General features: G+C 52.3%; 16 protein-coding genes. 13 read left to right on the forward strand and 3 right to left on the reverse strand.

The window, feature by feature from the left end:
* The first annotated feature begins 121 nt into the window (after positions 1-121).
* The 10 genes from ACTID9_RS06825 (at position 122) to ACTID9_RS06870 (ending at position 8,850) form a co-directional block, all read left to right on the forward strand.
* Entirely contained in the window at positions 122-1,366 is a 1,245-nt protein-coding gene (locus ACTID9_RS06825; RefSeq protein WP_441070481.1) for an NAD(P)-dependent malic enzyme, read from the forward strand.
* A 48-nt stretch (positions 1,367-1,414) separates the two neighbouring features.
* Complete coding sequence (locus tag ACTID9_RS06830) at positions 1,415-2,086, forward strand: FadR/GntR family transcriptional regulator (protein ID WP_441070482.1); 672 nt, start codon at positions 1,415-1,417, stop codon at positions 2,084-2,086.
* Between the two features lie 86 nt (positions 2,087-2,172).
* Positions 2,173-2,358, forward strand: coding sequence for a glutamate decarboxylase (locus tag ACTID9_RS06835; RefSeq protein ID WP_122917816.1), 186 nt, complete (start codon positions 2,173-2,175; stop codon positions 2,356-2,358).
* Positions 2,359-2,374: 16 nt separating this feature from the next.
* Entirely contained in the window at positions 2,375-3,256 is an 882-nt protein-coding gene (accD, locus tag ACTID9_RS06840; protein ID WP_441070483.1) for an acetyl-CoA carboxylase, carboxyltransferase subunit beta, read from the forward strand.
* Between the two features lie 2 nt (positions 3,257-3,258).
* Positions 3,259-4,218 (forward strand): acetyl-CoA carboxylase carboxyl transferase subunit alpha, encoded by a 960-nt coding sequence (accA, locus tag ACTID9_RS06845; RefSeq protein WP_441070484.1) that lies wholly within the window; start codon positions 3,259-3,261, stop codon positions 4,216-4,218.
* Positions 4,219-4,449: 231 nt separating this feature from the next.
* Positions 4,450-5,409: a 6-phosphofructokinase gene (gene pfkA, locus ACTID9_RS06850; protein WP_441070485.1), complete on the forward strand. Its 960-nt coding sequence runs from the start codon at positions 4,450-4,452 to the stop codon at positions 5,407-5,409.
* 114 nt (positions 5,410-5,523) lie between these two features.
* Complete coding sequence (gene pyk / locus ACTID9_RS06855) at positions 5,524-7,278, forward strand: pyruvate kinase (protein WP_441070486.1); 1,755 nt, start codon at positions 5,524-5,526, stop codon at positions 7,276-7,278.
* Between the two features lie 14 nt (positions 7,279-7,292).
* Positions 7,293-7,706: an acyl-CoA thioesterase gene (locus ACTID9_RS06860; protein WP_441070487.1), complete on the forward strand. Its 414-nt coding sequence runs from the start codon at positions 7,293-7,295 to the stop codon at positions 7,704-7,706.
* A 77-nt stretch (positions 7,707-7,783) separates the two neighbouring features.
* A complete protein-coding gene (locus ACTID9_RS06865) occupies positions 7,784-8,179 on the forward strand; it encodes an FxsA family protein (RefSeq protein WP_441072463.1) in 396 nt (131 codons plus the stop codon).
* 89 nt (positions 8,180-8,268) lie between these two features.
* Positions 8,269-8,850, forward strand: coding sequence for a DJ-1/PfpI family protein (locus ACTID9_RS06870; protein ID WP_441070488.1), 582 nt, complete (start codon positions 8,269-8,271; stop codon positions 8,848-8,850).
* Positions 8,851-8,934: 84 nt separating this feature from the next.
* Here ACTID9_RS06870 and ytvI read toward each other — a convergent pair whose 3' ends face one another.
* Entirely contained in the window at positions 8,935-10,059 is a 1,125-nt protein-coding gene (gene ytvI, locus ACTID9_RS06875) for a sporulation integral membrane protein YtvI (protein ID WP_441070489.1), read from the reverse strand.
* A gap of 306 nt (positions 10,060-10,365) precedes the next feature.
* Between ytvI and citZ the strand changes: the two genes are divergently transcribed.
* The 3 genes from citZ to mdh all read left to right on the forward strand — a co-directional run bounded on the left by citZ (position 10,366) and on the right by mdh (position 13,866).
* Positions 10,366-11,478 carry a citrate synthase gene (gene citZ, locus ACTID9_RS06880; protein WP_441070490.1) on the forward strand — a complete coding sequence of 371 codons (1,113 nt, stop codon included), beginning with the start codon at positions 10,366-10,368 and terminating at the stop codon, positions 11,476-11,478.
* A gap of 120 nt (positions 11,479-11,598) precedes the next feature.
* The gene (gene icd, locus ACTID9_RS06885; RefSeq protein ID WP_441070491.1) at positions 11,599-12,882 is read left to right on the forward strand and encodes an NADP-dependent isocitrate dehydrogenase; all 1,284 of its coding nucleotides are present in this window, start codon (positions 11,599-11,601) and stop codon (positions 12,880-12,882) included.
* 45 nt (positions 12,883-12,927) lie between these two features.
* Complete coding sequence (gene mdh / locus ACTID9_RS06890; protein ID WP_441070492.1) at positions 12,928-13,866, forward strand: malate dehydrogenase; 939 nt, start codon at positions 12,928-12,930, stop codon at positions 13,864-13,866.
* A gap of 166 nt (positions 13,867-14,032) precedes the next feature.
* Here the strand turns inward: mdh and ACTID9_RS06895 are convergent, their stop codons facing one another.
* Together ACTID9_RS06895 and ACTID9_RS06900 are read right to left on the reverse strand one after the other, a co-directional pair.
* Positions 14,033-14,902: a carbon-nitrogen hydrolase gene (locus ACTID9_RS06895; RefSeq protein ID WP_441070493.1), complete on the reverse strand. Its 870-nt coding sequence runs from the start codon at positions 14,900-14,902 to the stop codon at positions 14,033-14,035.
* A 54-nt stretch (positions 14,903-14,956) separates the two neighbouring features.
* Positions 14,957-16,309 (reverse strand): APC family permease, encoded by a 1,353-nt coding sequence (locus ACTID9_RS06900; RefSeq protein WP_441070494.1) that lies wholly within the window; start codon positions 16,307-16,309, stop codon positions 14,957-14,959.
* Positions 16,310-16,429 lie beyond the last annotated feature (120 nt).

Here is a 16,429-nt window from a genome sequence, read left to right on the forward strand (position 1 = left end):
TTTCCGTAGGTTTACAGATGAAAGTGTTTTGATATAATGAGTACATAGTTTAAAAAGTGGTCTGACCACTTCCAGGCGTACTACCAGAGACCTGATAGGTGAGATAGGAGTGAATGACGGGATGTCTAACTTACGTGAAGAAGCATTGGAACTGCATAGAAAATACCAAGGGAAATTGGAAACCGTTACGAAGGTGCCAGTGCGTAACGCATACGACCTGAGCTTGGCCTACTCCCCGGGTGTTGCGGAGCCGTGCAAAGAGATTTTCGATGATGTATCCAAAGTGTATGACTACACGATGAAGGGCAACACGGTAGCGGTAGTAAGCGACGGTACGGCTGTGCTTGGCCTCGGCAACATCGGTCCGGAAGCGGCCATGCCGGTTATGGAAGGAAAAGCGGTCTTGTTTAAATCTTTTGCGGGCGTGGACGCGTTCCCGATCTGCTTGCAAACTAATGATATTGACAAAATTGTAGAAACAGTCAAACTGCTTCAGCCATCCTTTGGCGGCGTGAACCTGGAAGACATCGCGGCACCTGCGTGCTTCGAAATCGAAGAGCGCTTGAAAAAAGAGTGCAACATCCCGGTATTCCATGACGACCAGCACGGTACTGCGATTGTAACGGCTGCAGGTTTGCTCAACGCGCTGAAAGTGGTCGGCAAAAAGCTTGAAGAAATCCGCGTGGTTGCAAACGGCGCAGGCGCAGCGGGCATCGCAATCATGAAGCTGTTGATCAGCATGGGCGTGAAAGAAGTCATCATGTGCGACACGAAAGGGATCGTGTATGAAGGCCGTCCGTTCGGCATGAACGCCGTGAAGGAAGAAATGGCGAAAATCACGAACCGCAGCATGGTGCAAGGCACGCTTGCCGATGCGATGAAGGGTGCAGACGTATTCGTCGGCGTTTCCGTAGCAGGCGCGCTCACCCCTGAGATGGTTTCGTCGATGAACCGCGATGCGATCATTTTCGCAATGGCAAACCCGGTTCCGGAAATCATGCCGGAAGAAGCGAAAAAAGCGGGCGCGGCTGTCATCGGTACCGGTCGTTCCGACTTCCCGAACCAGGTGAACAACGTGCTGGCTTTCCCGGGCATTTTCCGCGGCGCACTGGACGTGCATGCGACAGGCATCAACGAAGAGATGAAGCTGGCAGCGGTTCATGCGATCGCAAGTCTTGTTTCTCCGGAAGAGCTGTCCGTCGATAAAGTGATTCCGGCTCCGTTCGACCCGCGCGTGGCACCGCATGTAGCGGCAGCTGTTGCCAAAGCAGCGATGGAAACGGGCGTGGCGCGCAGAACGGTTGATCCTGAAGCGGTTAAAGAAAAAACGTTCCAGCTGACGCAAACGGCTTTGCAAAAAGCATAATCTCCACTCCCTGGACCAAATGACTTTCACACGAGAGGAGAATAAGGCGTGCTCCATTCCGAGACAGAACGCAAAGTATACGAAGAAATTCTGCTGCAGCTCCACGATATCGTGCAGCAAAACAACCTGAGACCGGGTGACAAATTGCCCTCGGAGCGGGATCTGTCCGAAACGTTGAACGCTGGGCGCTCCTCCGTGCGCGAGGCACTCAGAGCATTGGAGCTTTTGGGGTTGATCGAGACGCGCAGGGGCGAGGGTACGTTTTTGAAGCATTACCGCCACAACCGGCTGATCGACATCTTGGGCATGTTTGTTTTACGCGATGTCAAGACCAAGAAAGATTTGGTCGAGATGCGCAAAATTCTCGAAATCGATGCGGTGCGTCTGGCTTGCAAGCGGGCCACCAGCAAACATTTCGAGGAAATGGAGCGAATTTTGGCGCACGCGGAGGAACGGATTGCGAACGGTGAAGTGCCGACAGAGGAAGACTACCAGTTTCACCGCGTCATCTGTCGATCCAGCCGCAATTCCGTCCTGCACCGCATCTGGGCACCGCTGGTCGAATACAGCGAAAGCGTGCGCAACGAATCGCTTTCCCGCGAAGGACGTGCCCGGACGGCGGTCGATGAACATCGCGGCATCATGGAAGCGATCCGCTCGGGAGACGAACAGTCGGCAGTCGAAAAAATGCTGAGGCATCTGGATAACAGCAAACTGTGAGAAACAGGAGTTTGCGGCGAGAAACCGCGCTGTGATATGATATGTCAGGTTACATATTGCAGCGGAGTTTGGAGGAGGGAACCATCATGTGGACGGTCATCTATATCGCTCCCAGCGCCAGAATCGCAGAACGCATTCAGCATCGGCTGACAGACGAAGGATTCCTGGTAAAGGTTCGGGAGGCAGGAGTATCGAAGCAATTTGAAATCCTTGTACCCCAGAGCGAGCTTCATGAAGTCCAAGAAGTGTTGGCTCGATCCTTCACTGAATGAAAGATGAGGTGTTACGGTGCTTAAAGATCTTTTCGGGAAAAAGCGCAAGTTCGCGACAGTCCCAACAAAGCCAATCGAACGCGCACCTGCTATAGAGCAAAAAGAAGTGCCGGAGGGCCTGATGAACAAATGTCCTCATTGCGGCACTATTCACTATTCCAAAGACTTGGAAAAAAATCTTCGCGTGTGCAAAGGCTGCCAGCATCATTATTCGCTTTCCGCGCCTGAACGGATCGCGTCCTTGCTTGATGACGGCGTGCTCACCGAAGAATTCGATGCTGATATGCTGAGCGCGAATCCGCTCGGGTTCCCCGGTTATTTGGACAAGCTGGAAAAGGACAAGGAACTGAGCAATCTGAATGAGGCGATCGTGACGGGAGAAGGCCTTTTGATGGGCAATCGCGTCGTCATCGGCGTCATGGACTCGCGTTTCCGCATGGGCAGCATGGGTTCCGTTGTCGGCGAAAAAATCACCCGTGCGATTGAGCGTGCGCTCGAACGCAAGCTGCCGGTGATTTTGTTTGCGGCCTCGGGCGGTGCGCGCATGCAGGAAGGCGCACTCAGCCTGATGCAGATGGCCAAGACGAGCGCAGCGCTCGCACAGATGGATCGCGAGGGGCTGCTGTTTATCTCCGTCCTGACGCATCCGACGACAGGCGGCGTGTCCGCAAGCTTCGCATCGCTCGGCGACATCAATATCGCCGAACCGGGTGCTACGATCGGCTTTGCCGGACGCAGGATCATTGAACAAACGATTCGCCAGGAGTTGCCGAAAGATTTTCAGACTGCTGAATTCCTGCTGAAACACGGTCAGCTCGACATGGTCGTGCACCGCAAAAACATGCGCGAGACATTGGGCAAAATCGTGGAAATGCATACTGTGCGGGAAGGAGTGTAGGGATGGCAGGCGAGCTTCCTTTTGAAAAACCGTTAATCGAGCTTCAGGATAAAATCAAAGAGCTGCGCAGATTCACCGAGGAGAAGGGCATCGATTTCTCCGACGAGGTTGCGCGTTTGGAAATCAAGGCGAAAGAGATGGCTGAGCAAATTTACGGCCAACTGACGCCATGGCAGCGCGTTCAGCTTTCGCGTCATCCGCAGCGCCCCACTACCCTTGATTACATCAATCATATTTTTACGGATTTTATCGAATTCCATGGGGACAGGCTGTTTGGGGACGATATGGCGATCGTGGGCGGCATCGCTTATTTGGATGGACGTCCGGTTACCGTCATCGGCCACCAAAAAGGAAAAGACACGAAAGAAAACATCGCGCGCAACTTTGCCAGCCCGCATCCGGAAGGGTATCGGAAGGCATTGCGCCTGATGCAGCAAGCCAACAAATTCAAACGTCCGATCATCTGCTTTATCAACACGCAAGGCGCTTTTCCAGGCAAGGCCGCAGAAGAGCGCGGCCAGAGCGAAGCGATCGCACGCAATCTGCGTGAAATGGCCGGCTTCGGCGTCCCGATTTTGTGCGTGGTCATCGGGGAAGGCGGAAGCGGCGGAGCGTTAGCAATCAGTCTGGGCAACCGGATTTATATGCTCGAAAACTCCACCTACTCGGTCATTTCGCCGGAAGGAGCAGCAGCATTGCTCTGGAAGGACGCGGGCCTGGCACAGAAGGCGGCCGAAACGATGAAAATCACCGCTCCGGATTTGCTGGAGCTGGGGATCATCGATGGCATGATCGAGGAGCCGTTCGGCGGTGCACACCGCGACATGGTCAAACAGGCGGAGCTGCTCAAGGCTACGCTTGTATCCGGACTGGAACAGCTCAGTCAAATGACGCCGGAAGAATTGATACAGGATCGTTACGAGAAATTCAAACAGATTGGTCAATACGCCTCCCTTTCATAAAACGGAGGCTTTTTTCTGCTTTTTTCTCCTGATTAAATCTGCTACAATCGTATTCGTACCAAGGGATTGCAGGTTGGCGGCATGAGAAGAATAAGTATGTCATATTGTCGTTAATTTGTATAACAGATAGGTAAGGTTGTATATAACAGGGTGGCGCATGTGAAGAATAGTACATACTGTTTTTCGTTTGCAGCCATCCTAATCATGGAGAAGGGTGAAGAGGTGAGCGATATGAAACGATTGGCAGTGTTGACGAGCGGCGGCGATGCGCCGGGAATGAATGCAGCTGTTCGGGCAGCGGTACGACGGGCGGCTTTTCACGGCCTGCAAATTTTCGGAGTGTACCACGGTTATGATGGGCTGATTCGGGGAGATATTAAAGAAATGACCCTGGGGTCAGTCGGCGATATCATTCACCGCGGCGGCACGACGCTGTACACCGCACGAAGTGAGGAGTTCCGCACGGAGGCGGGGCAGCAAAAAGCAGTGGAGCAGCTCAAGCAGCACGAGATCGATGGCTTGATCGTCATCGGTGGAGACGGATCGTTTCGCGGCGCACAAAAATTAACAGAAAAAGGCTTTCCGACGATTGGCGTACCGGGTACAATTGACAATGACATTCCGTGCACGGATTTTACGATCGGGTTCGATACCGCTTTGAACACCATCGTAGAGGCGATCGATAAAATTCGCGATACCGCCACCTCTCATGAACGCACGTATATTATTGAAGTGATGGGACGCGATGCAGGCGATCTTGCGCTGTGGGCTGGTCTTGCCGCAGGAGCGGAAACCGTCATTATCCCGGAAGCGGACCATGACATCAACGACATCGTGGAACGTCTGCACGCAGGGAGCAGCCGCGGCAAAAAGCATTCCATCATCATCGTTGCCGAGGGATGCGGCAGTGCGGCATCGTTCGCAGACCAGATCAAGGCAAAAACAGGCTGGGAAACGCGCGTCACCGTTTTGGGCCATATCCAGCGCGGCGGTTCGCCGACAGCGTTTGACCGGATGCTGGCAAGCCGGATGGGGGCAGCGGCCGTAGACCTGCTGTTGGAAGGAAAGAAAGATCGGATGGTGGCAATTCAGAATAATCAAATTGTCGATTTCGATTTCAACGAAGCGTTACAACAGCGGCATGAGCTGGATCTGTCGATCTATGACCTGGCTCGTTCGCTCTCTATATAATCATCGTTGGCACTGAAATGGCACGGGACGGGAGACTACGCTCTCCTGTTCCGGCGTTTCAGGTTGTTTGCGTGCCAGCGCTACATAGCTTCACACTTCAAGGAGGGACTTGCATTGCTAAGAAAAGCGAAGATTGTCTGCACGATTGGGCCAGCGAGTGAATCTGTTTCCACATTGGTCAAAATGATCCACGCGGGGATGAACGTTGCCCGTCTGAATTTTTCCCACGGATCCCACGAGGAGCATGCTGCCCGGATTAAAAACATTCGCGAGGCAAGCGAGCAAACCGGCAAGCAGATCGCCATTTTGTTGGATACGAAAGGGCCCGAAATTCGGACAGGCACGCTTGCGGTCGATTCCGTGGAACTGGTCGAAGGAGAAATTCTGGTTTTGACGACCGAAGAGGTAGCGGGCACAGCGGAGCGCGTTTCCATTACATACAAAGAGCTGCCCCAGGACGTCACCGTTGGCAGCACCATTTTGGTTGACGACGGTCTGATCGGGCTGGTCGTCGAAGGAATCGAAGGAACCGACATCATCTGCCGCATCAAAAACGGTGGAACATTGAAAAGCAAAAAAGGCGTGAACGTGCCAGGCGTGCAAGTCAACCTGCCGGGTATCACCAGCAAGGATGCCGAGGATATCGTATTCGGCATCGAGCAAGGCGTCGATTTTATCGCCGCTTCCTTTGTGCGCAAAGCAGCGGACATTTTGGAGATTCGCGAAATTTTGGAGCGCCACCACACCAAAATCGATGTGATCGCCAAAATCGAAAACCAGGAAGGCGTCGACAATGTGGACGAGATTCTGGCAGTTGCCGATGGCTTGATGGTAGCGCGCGGCGACCTTGGCGTGGAAATTCCGGCAGAAGAAGTGCCGCTCGTGCAAAAACGACTGATCTTCAAATGCAATGAGCTGGGCAAGCCGGTCATCACGGCTACGCAAATGCTCGATTCGATGCAGCGCAATCCTCGTCCGACCCGTGCGGAAGCGAGCGACGTGGCGAACGCCATCTTTGACGGCACCGATGCGATCATGCTGTCCGGTGAAACCGCTGCGGGTAAATATCCGGTTGAATCCGTTGCCACGATGGAGCGGATTGCGGTGAGAACCGAGCAAGAGCTGAATTATCGCGAAATTTTCCAACTGCAAGCGATGCGCAAGCAAGTGACGATCACCGAGGCGATCAGCCAAGCGGTTGCCAACGCGGCGCTCGATCTGGATTCGGCTGCGATCATCACGCCGACCGAAAGCGGTCATACTGCGCGCATGGTTTCCAAATATCGCCCGAAAGCGCCGATCATCGCGGTAACGCCGCATGCGGACGTCCTTCGCCGCCTGGCATTGGTGAACAACGTTTACCCGCTGCTGGCACCGATGGCACATACGACAGACGAAATGCTGGAGCTGTCGGTTCAGCAATCGCTCAGCTCCGGCATGGTCCGCCATGGCGATTTGGTGATCATCACCGCAGGTGTCCCTGTGCGTGAAACCGGCACGACCAATATCATGAAAATCCACGTGATCGGCGACATCATCACGCGTGGACAAGGCATCGGACGCAAAGTGGTGACAGGCAAAGTCGTCATTGCCAACAATGCCAAAGAAGCGTTGGACAAAATGGAAGACGGCGCGATTCTGGTCACGATCGGCACCGATTCCGAAATGATTCCGGCTTTTGAACGCGCGGGCGCGGTGATCACGGAAGAGGGCGGCTTGACGTCCCACGCCGCAATCGTCGGTTTGAACTTGAATGTGCCGGTGATCGTCGGGGCAAGCCGTGCGACAGAGCTGCTGAAGGAAGGACAGACCGTTACGGTCGATACGGAGCGCGGCCACATCTACACAGGGCTGGCGCGCGTACTGTAAGGAGTGAAAGAAATATGGCCAAACAGCAGAAGACCATCCGGTTTCGCGTTCGTTACGGCGAAACGGACCAGATGGGCGTTGTTTACCATACGAATTACGTGAACTGGCTGGAGATCGGCAGGACGGAGTTTTTGCGCGATGCCTCCATCAGCTATCGCGAGCTGGAAACGCAGGGGCTGCTTTTGCCATTGACAGATGTGCAGGTGTCGTACAAGTCCCCTGCCCGCTATGACGACATCGTTGAAGTACGGACATGGATCGAACAGATCACACCGGTCCGCCTTGACTTTGGCTATGAGGTATACCGGGATGAGCAGCTGCTCGTCACCGGCACGACCAAACACGTTTTTACCAATCTCCAATTCAAACCCGTTCGCTTGCCCAAGCTGCTTCCCGAGCTGTATGAGTGGTTGGTGGCGCAGGCGTAAGCAGCGGACGGTGCAGACATGCTGGGGTGCGCATGGAAGCGTCCCCGGTTTTGTCACGCAAAGGAGTGTGTGTGGCTATGTTTCGCCTGCTTGCCGTGGTGTTCATCCTTGCCTCCGCAGTTGAGCTGTGGGGATTGTTTTTAATGGGGAAGGCCATCGGTGCCGGACCGACCTTCCTCCTCATCCTGCTGACAGGCGTGGCAGGTGCCTATTTTGCCAAAAAGCAAGGGCTGGAGATTTTACGATTGATCCAGGTCCAGCTTTCCCGTGGGCAAATGCCGACAGATGCTGTGATCGACGGCGTCTTTATTTTGCTAGGCGGGCTGTTCTTGATCATGCCCGGTTTTCTGGCTGATGTGGCCGGGCTTTTGCTGCTGATCCCATTGTCGCGCGCCATTTTGCGCACGCTGATCAAAGGATGGCTGTGGAAGCAGATCGCATCGGGAAGAATCCGGTTTCTGTTTCGTAGATAGTTACAGCAGTTCCATGCACATTGGAATGGTGACGGTTCCGTTGAAAGCCTGTTACAATAACTCCAATTCTTAGATGGAGGTTATTGGAAGTGGGAACAACGATCGCGCTTGTTGTGTTTGATGATTTTACGGACCTCGACTTGTTTTTGCCTTGGGATTTGTTGAACCGTGTCCGATTGGTCGGCGGCAGAGACGATTGGCATGTGAAAATCGTTGGGACGGAAGCTACTCATGTTTCGCAAGCGGGACTGCGCATTCCAACCATAGGATTTGTGGAGGAAGCTGCTGATGCCGATGCGGTACTTTTCACCAGCGGACCCCGCGTGCCCTCGCTTATTGAGGACGGGGCATACATGAATCGGTTCTCGCTTTCGCCCGAACGGCAGCTGATCGGCTCAATGTGTTCGGGGGCTTTGTTTTTGGCAAAGCTGGGATTGTTGACGGGGATGGAAGCGACCACTTATCCGACGCGGCGAAAGCTGCTTGCCTCCATGGGCGCGAAAGTCGTGGACAGAGGGTTTGTGCAAAACGGGAATGTCGCAACCGCTGCCGGCTGTTTGGCAGGACAGGACTTGTCGGCCTGGATAATCCGCAGCCTGGCTGGTCAAGAGATGGTGGACAGTGTGATCGACTCGGTTTTGCCAGTAGAGCAAATGGTCATCACGAGGTAATGGAAAAAATTTCATCAGCACAACAGCAAGAAGCCCAACGCAGACTTGATGCAGCGTTGGGCTTTTTTTCTAAAGAAGTTTTTCTTAGGTCCCTTTGATATACAGCCATATATCCTTGTGCACGCACGCTTTGAACAAGGCGTTGATCAGCACGAGGCTCACTGGGCCGACGATCAGCCCAAGGAAGCCGAACAAGCTGTAGCCAATGAACAGCGCGACCAAGGTCAGAAGCGGATCGAGCCCGACATTTTCGGCGACAACTTTCGGCTCGATGATTTGGCGGACGATCAGCACTACCGCATACAGAATGGCGAGGCCGATGACCAGGCTGTAGTTGCCTTTGAAGAACATGTAGACAATCCAGGGGACGAAAATCGTTCCGGTTCCGAGGTATGGTAGCAGATCGACCACGCCGGTTAAAAGTCCGATGGTGACGGCGTACGGCACTCCCATGATCAACAGCCCGATGATCACGATCACCGCCGTGATAGCGACGAGCGTAATCTGCGCCTTGATAAACCCGACCAGTGCATTCCGCAAATCGAGGATCACGGTGTCCATGCGGCTGTTTACTCGCTGCGGCAAGATCCGACGGAAGCGATTGCGCCACAAGTAAAAGTCTTTGCTGATGAAAAACGCACCCATCAGCGAGATGACGAATACAGTCGCCAAATTCGGCAACGACAGCAGCAACGTTTTCACCGCATCGAGGAAATTGAGGGCGAACTGCTTGCTGCCTTGGGAGATGGAGGATACGGTTTTGCCAATGGTGTCTTTCACCGTTTCCTGGTAGCTCGGATCAAGCTGGGCGTACATGAACTGGATACGGTTGTAGATGCCGTTCAACGTCTCCTGCGTTATGAAGCTCTGGACGTAGCCAGACAGCTCATTGAGCGTGTGCGGCAGCTTGGTGGTCAAATTCCCTATCTCGATCACCGTAAACGTCACAACAAGCGTGACAGCCCCTACGACGATGGCTAACAGCAAGATCAGTGCAATAAGCACGCCGAGCCAACGGGGAAACTTGGCCCGCTTGGAAAGGACGTTGACCAGCGGGTTGATCGCCAGGGCGATGAGTACGGAGATTAGAAATGGGTATAGTAAAGGTGTTGCGAAGACAACGACCTTAACTCCAACATACACCAACAGCACAACCCACAAAAAACGGATGATTTGAAACAGGCGAACCTGCCAGTTATGTATGTTCAACCGCTCTTCCCCTTTCATGAAAATGTAACTTTATTGTAACGAAATTATGCTATTCTTTCCAATACACGCTGTGAGAAAAATAAAACCCTTTTTCGCTCTATGAAACTTTAGTATTCACAAATCGGACAATATTTACTATAATGATGTCCGAGAACGAAAGTTTTTCTTTCTTTTCGTTGCCGGGCTCTGTCGTTTCATCCGTCTCTCTTTTCGTCGATGCAAAAGACAGACGACCTACGATCGATACAGAAAATCGGCGGAAAAGAGAGGGCCTTACAGATCATGACAGGTAAAGGAGAGAGAACTATGACAACGACTCGTGGGCTTGAAGGTGTGGTTGCAGCGCAATCTGCGATCTGTTCCATCGTTGACGGTGTACTCTGTTACGGCGGCATTAATGTCGATGAATTGGCTGAAAACGCTACCTTTGAAGAAGTAATTTATCTTCTGTGGCACGGTGTTCTGCCTAAACGTGAACAGCTCGATGAGCTGAAAAAAGAGCTTGGCATTAATGCCGTCGTACCAAAAGAAGTAATTGACGCAATCCGCTCTTATCCGGCGGGTGTGCATCCGATGTCCGTTCTGCGCACAGCGGTGTCCACACTTGCTTTGTATGACGCGGAAGCGCAGGATATGTCCAAAGAAGCGAACTATCGCAAATCGATCCGCCTGATGGCGCAAACGCCAACGCTGATCGCTGCTTATGCGCGCATTCGCAAAGGGTTGGAGCCTGTCCAACCGAACCCGGAATACGGCGTTGCGAAAAACTTCCTGTACATGCTCAACGGAACAGAACCAACCGAAACAGCGGTCAAAGCCTTCGACACAGCTCTGATTCTTCACGCTGATCATGAATTTAACGCTTCCACATTCGCGGCTCGCGTAACCGTTGCGACGCTGACTGACATTTATTCCGGTGTGGTTTCTGCAATCGGCACGCTGAAAGGGCCTCTGCATGGCGGAGCCAACGAGCAAGTGGCAGCGATGCTGGGCGAAATCGGCACCGTGGAAAACGTGGAGCCATTCATCCACAATGCGCTTGAAAACAAAGTGAAAATCATGGGCTTCGGTCACCGTGTCTACAAGGACGGCGACCCGCGCGCCAAATGGCTGCGTCAAATGTCCAAAGAACTGACAACGCAAATCGGACGCAGCGACCTGTACGAGATGTCTGTCAAAATCGAAGAACTGGTGACAGGCGAAAAAGGCTTGAAACCAAACGTAGACTTCTATTCCGCTTCCGTGTACATCGCACTGGGACTGGAAACCGATCTCTACACGCCAATTTTTGCCATCAGCCGCATGTCCGGCTGGACTGCGCACATCATGGAACAGTTTGAAAACAATCGCCTGATTCGTCCGCGCGCGGATTATATCGGCCCGGTCAATCAACACTACGTTCCGATTGACCAGCGATAAATTCAGGTTTATCATGGCGTAGAAGGACTACCACCAGCTTGTGGTAGTTCTCTACGTCTGTCATTGTTTACAACTTTTAACTTCAACAGAAGTGAACGAATCATAATGGAGGGGTTTTCCTTGTTCAAACATTTGGCACAGCCTGCTGCAGGCGAAAAAATCACAGTCGATAACGGCAAACTCAACGTACCTAACAATCCAATCATCCCTTTTATCGAAGGTGACGGTACCGGTCCTGACATTTGGAACGCTTCCGTACGCGTACTCGATGCAGCGGTTGAAAAAGCATACAAAGGCGAAAAGAAAATCGCGTGGTTCGAAGTGTTCGCTGGTGAAAAAGCGTTCAACAACTACGGCGAATGGCTGCCTGAAGATACACTTACTGCAATCAACGAATACCTGATCGCGATCAAAGGTCCTTTGACCACACCGGTAGGCGGCGGAATCCGCTCCATCAACGTGGCACTGCGCCAAGAGCTGGACCTGTACGCATGCGTTCGTCCTGTTCAATACTTTGAAGGTGTACCATCCCCTGTGAAACACCCTGAGCAAACCGACATGGTGATCTTCCGCGAAAACACAGAAGACATCTATGCGGGCGTTGAGTGGGCAGAAGGCACACCTGAAGTGAAAAAAGTGATCGAGTTCCTGCAAAAAGAAATGGGCGTGAAAAAAATCCGCTTCCCGGAAACGTCCGGTATCGGGATCAAGCCTGTATCCAAAGAAGGTACAGAGCGCCTGGTTCGCGCAGCGATCAACTATGCATTGGAAAACAACCGCAAATCCGTAACATTGGTACACAAAGGCAACATCATGAAATTCACCGAGGGCGCGTTCAAAAGCTGGGGTTACGCACTGGCTGAAGCTGAATTCGGCGATCGCGTGTTCACATGGGCACAATACGACCGCATCAAAGCGGAAGGCGGCGACGCTGACAAAGCGCAAAAAGAAGCGGAAGCAGCTGGCAAAATCATCGTGAAAGATGTAATCGCCGACGCATTCCTGCAACAAATTCTGACTCGTCCGGCTGAGTACGATGTTGTAGCTACACTGAACCTGAACGGTGACTACATCTCCGACGCGCTGGCTGCACAAGTAGGCGGTATCGGTATCGCTCCAGGTGCGAACATCAACTACGTAACCGGTCACGCTGTATTCGAAGCAACACATGGTACAGCTCCAAAATACGCTGGTTTGGACAAAGTGAACCCATCTTCCGTGATCCTCTCCGGGGAAATGCTGTTCCGTCACCTCGGCTGGAACGAAGCGGCTGATCTGATCATCAACTCCATGGAGAAAACAATCTCCGCAAAAACCGTTACGTACGACTTTGCTCGCCTGATGGAAGGTGCTTCCGAACTGAAATGCTCGGAATTTGCTGATGCATTGATCAAAAACATGTAATATAGAGGTGTACAACGAAAAAGGAAATACAAGGAGGGAACAAATGTGAGTTTCAATCGTAAAAAAATTGCCGTGATCGGCAGTGGTTTTACCGGAGCAACAACAGCATTCATCCTTGGCCAAAAAGAACTGGGTGACATCGTTCTGGTTGACATCCCTCAACTGGAAAACCCGACCAAAGGGAAAGCGCTCGACATGATGGAGTCGTCCCCGGTTTTGGGTTTTGACGCGAACATCACGGGAACCGCGAATTATGAGGACATCAAAGATGCTGACATGGTCATCATCACCGCAGGTATCGCGCGTAAACCAGGCATGTCCCGTGACGACTTGGTCAACACGAATGCTGGCATCATGCGCTCCGTAGCAGAGCAAGTGAAAACCTATGCTCCAAACTCCGTTGTTATTGTATTGTCCAATCCAGTTGACGCCATGACGTACACCTTCTTCAAAACATCCGGCTTCCCGAAAGAGCGCGTAATCGGCCAATCCGGCGTTTTGGATACAGCCCGCTTCCGCACGTTCGTCGCGCAAGAGCTGAACGTATCGGTTGAGGATGTAACAGGATTTGTACTGGGCGGCCACGGCGACGAAATGGTGCCATTGGTTCGCTACTCCTATGCTGGCGGCATCCCGCTCGAAACCTTGATTCCGAAGGATCGTCTGGATGCAATCGTTGAGCGTACCCGCAAAGGCGGCGGCGAGATCGTCGCGCTCCTCGGCAACGGTTCCGCTTACTATGCACCGGCAGCAGCGCTGGTACAAATGGCTGAAGCCATCATCAAAGACAAGAAGCGCATCCTGCCATCCATCGCGTATTTGGAAGGCGAATACGGCTACAACGATCTCTACCTGGGCGTACCTACCCTCCTGGGCGCAAAAGGCATCGAGAAAGTATACGAGCTGGAATTGACGGCGGAAGAAAGAGCAGCTTTGGACAAATCTGCCGATTCGGTTCGCAACGTCATGAAAGTTTTGGCATAAAAAGCGATAGGAAAAAGCAAAGGGGCTTGCCTGCGGGCAGCCCCTTTTTTTCACTTCAGTTTCCTTCCGAATAATACAGCAAAGTTAAAATACTTATAGATACAATCCACATCGGCAAAAAAAGAAGGTAGGCGCTTTCGATGCGCGTACCTTCTTGAATTTTCAATTAGCGATGTTTCTTCAATAATTCCTTCTCCAGCAGCGGCCCGTAGGTCTCCACCCGGCGGTCGCGGAGAAATTGAAGCAGGTTGCGGGCAAAGTCGATTTCGCCAAGGTCTACTTCCTGAATCAAGATGCCTTCCTCGTCGTCGAGCGATTGAACGATGTCGCCCAGCGGGTTGCTGACGAAGCTGCCGCCGTAGAAGCTCATATCGTCTTCCTGGCCTACACGGTTAACCGCAGCGATGAAGACGCCATTGGAGATGCCGTGCGCGGAGATCGCCTTTTCCCATGCTCTGCGGGTGGACAGCTCAGGGTGATCCGGCTCGGAACCGATTGCGGATGGGTAGAACAGGATGTCCGCGCCTTGCAATGCCAGGATGCGGGCAACTTCTGGGAACCATTCATCCCAGCAAATGCCGATTCCGATCGTGCCGTAGCGTGTTTCATATACAGGGTAGCCCGTGTTGCCTGGGACGAAATAATATTTTTCATGGTACTGCGGGCCGTCCGGAATGTGGTTTTTGCGAGTAGTGCCCAGATACGAGCCGTCCGCATCGTACACGACCGCGCTGTTGAAGTAAACGCCGCGTCCTGCTTTTTCGTAAATCGGCACGATCAGGACAACCTCGAATTTTTTCGCCAGCTCGCTCATTTTTTGCAACGTTGGGCTGTCGATTGGTTCCGCGAGGTTATAGTGCTCTACATTTACCGTCTGGCAAAAATATTGGGCGTTGAACAGCTCTTGCAAGCAAATGATTTGCGCGCCTTTTTTCGCAGCTTCCTCGACTTTTTGGACATGGTACTCCACGTTTTGGGCAATATCTTTGCCGCACTTTCCTTGAATCAAGCCGATGGTTACTTTGTTTGTTTTCATGAGAACGTCCTCCATTCAAATCGTGTGAGTTAAGTTTGTCATTCTTGCACGCCGTTACGCTTGGTCTGCTTCCGCAAACTGAATTTCAGGCGGCTTTTGTGAAAAGCCTTTCGTCAACGCGAGCAGGTAGGCAAAGCCGACGATGACCCAGACGCTGCCCAAAATAATCGAGTGTTTGTCCAGATTCGACCAAAGCCAGATCGTGAAGCAGGCGCCGATGACAGGAAGCAGCACGTTTTGGAAAAATCCTTTTGCGCCGCGCTCCTTTTGACGGACGTAGTAGTGGGCGATCACGGACAGGTTGACGAAGGTGAACGCGACCAAAGCGCCGAAATTGATGAACGATGCTGCGGTTGACAAATCAAGCACCAGTGCGGCAAGAGAGAATACCCCGATCAAGATGATGTTGAGCGAAGGGGTTTGAAACTTCGGATGAATGTACCCGAACCATTTTTTCGGCAAAACGGACTCGCGGCCCATGGCGAACAACAGACGCGCTGCACTCGCGTGTGACGACATGCCGGAACCGATGGTGGAGGTGATCATCCCTGCCAAAAATATAGAAGCAAAAATCGTGCCACCGATATGATCGGCGATTTCAAATGCTGCCGAATCGACGACTTTGAACGAATTGAAATCCGGGTAAACGATTTGCGCGATGTAGGAGACGAATGTAAACAGCGCGCCCCCGATGAAAGCAACCAGGAAGATCGCTCTCGGAACCGTTCTCTTCGGATTCACGGTTTCCTCAGAGAGTGTGGTGACAGCATCAAAGCCGAGGAACGACAGGCAAAGAATCGATGCGCCCGCCATGACGAACGAGAATGGGACATCCTGGTTGTAGAACGGCAATGCGCTAAGCAATGTGCCCATTCCCATGCCGTGGGTGACACCCTTGATCGAGAGAATCACAAAGAGAACGGTTACGAGAAACTGGAACAAGACAAGAATCCCGTTGATTCTGGCGGTCATGCGGATTCCGCAAACGTTTACAAGTGTGATTATGCAGATAAATCCGACGATCCAGATCCATGATGGAACCTGTGGGAAGGCAGCGGACAAGAAAACGCCTGACAGCAGGAAATTGATCATCGGCAAGAACAGATAATCCATGAGGACAGACCATCCGACCAAAAAGCCGAGATGCGGGCTGATCGATTTCTGCGTGTACGTATAGGCCGAACCAGCGGATGGATACGCTTTCACCATTTTGCCGTAGCTATAAGCTGTGAACAGCATAGCGACCAAGGCAATGATATAAGCCGCCGGAATCATTCCATGTGTCGTTTGCGCGGCTATTCCATACGTAGAAAAAACCGTCATCGGCGCCATATAGGCCAAGCCGAGAATCACGAGTGGGAGGAGTGTGAGTGTCCGGCTGAATTGCGGTGCTTGTTCCTTGTTCATGTTGTTCCCTCCTTGTTTTATTTTCGAAATCTTTAATAAGCAATTTACGTGCCAATATGAAAAGATTGCGAAAGCGGACATTTCACGTCTATAATGTGGAGGAATAATGAAAAAAATCAT

It is taken from the genome of Brevibacillus fluminis (genome assembly GCF_052072235.1).
GTDB classification, from domain to species: Bacteria; Bacillota; Bacilli; order Brevibacillales; family Brevibacillaceae; genus Brevibacillus_D; species Brevibacillus_D fluminis_A.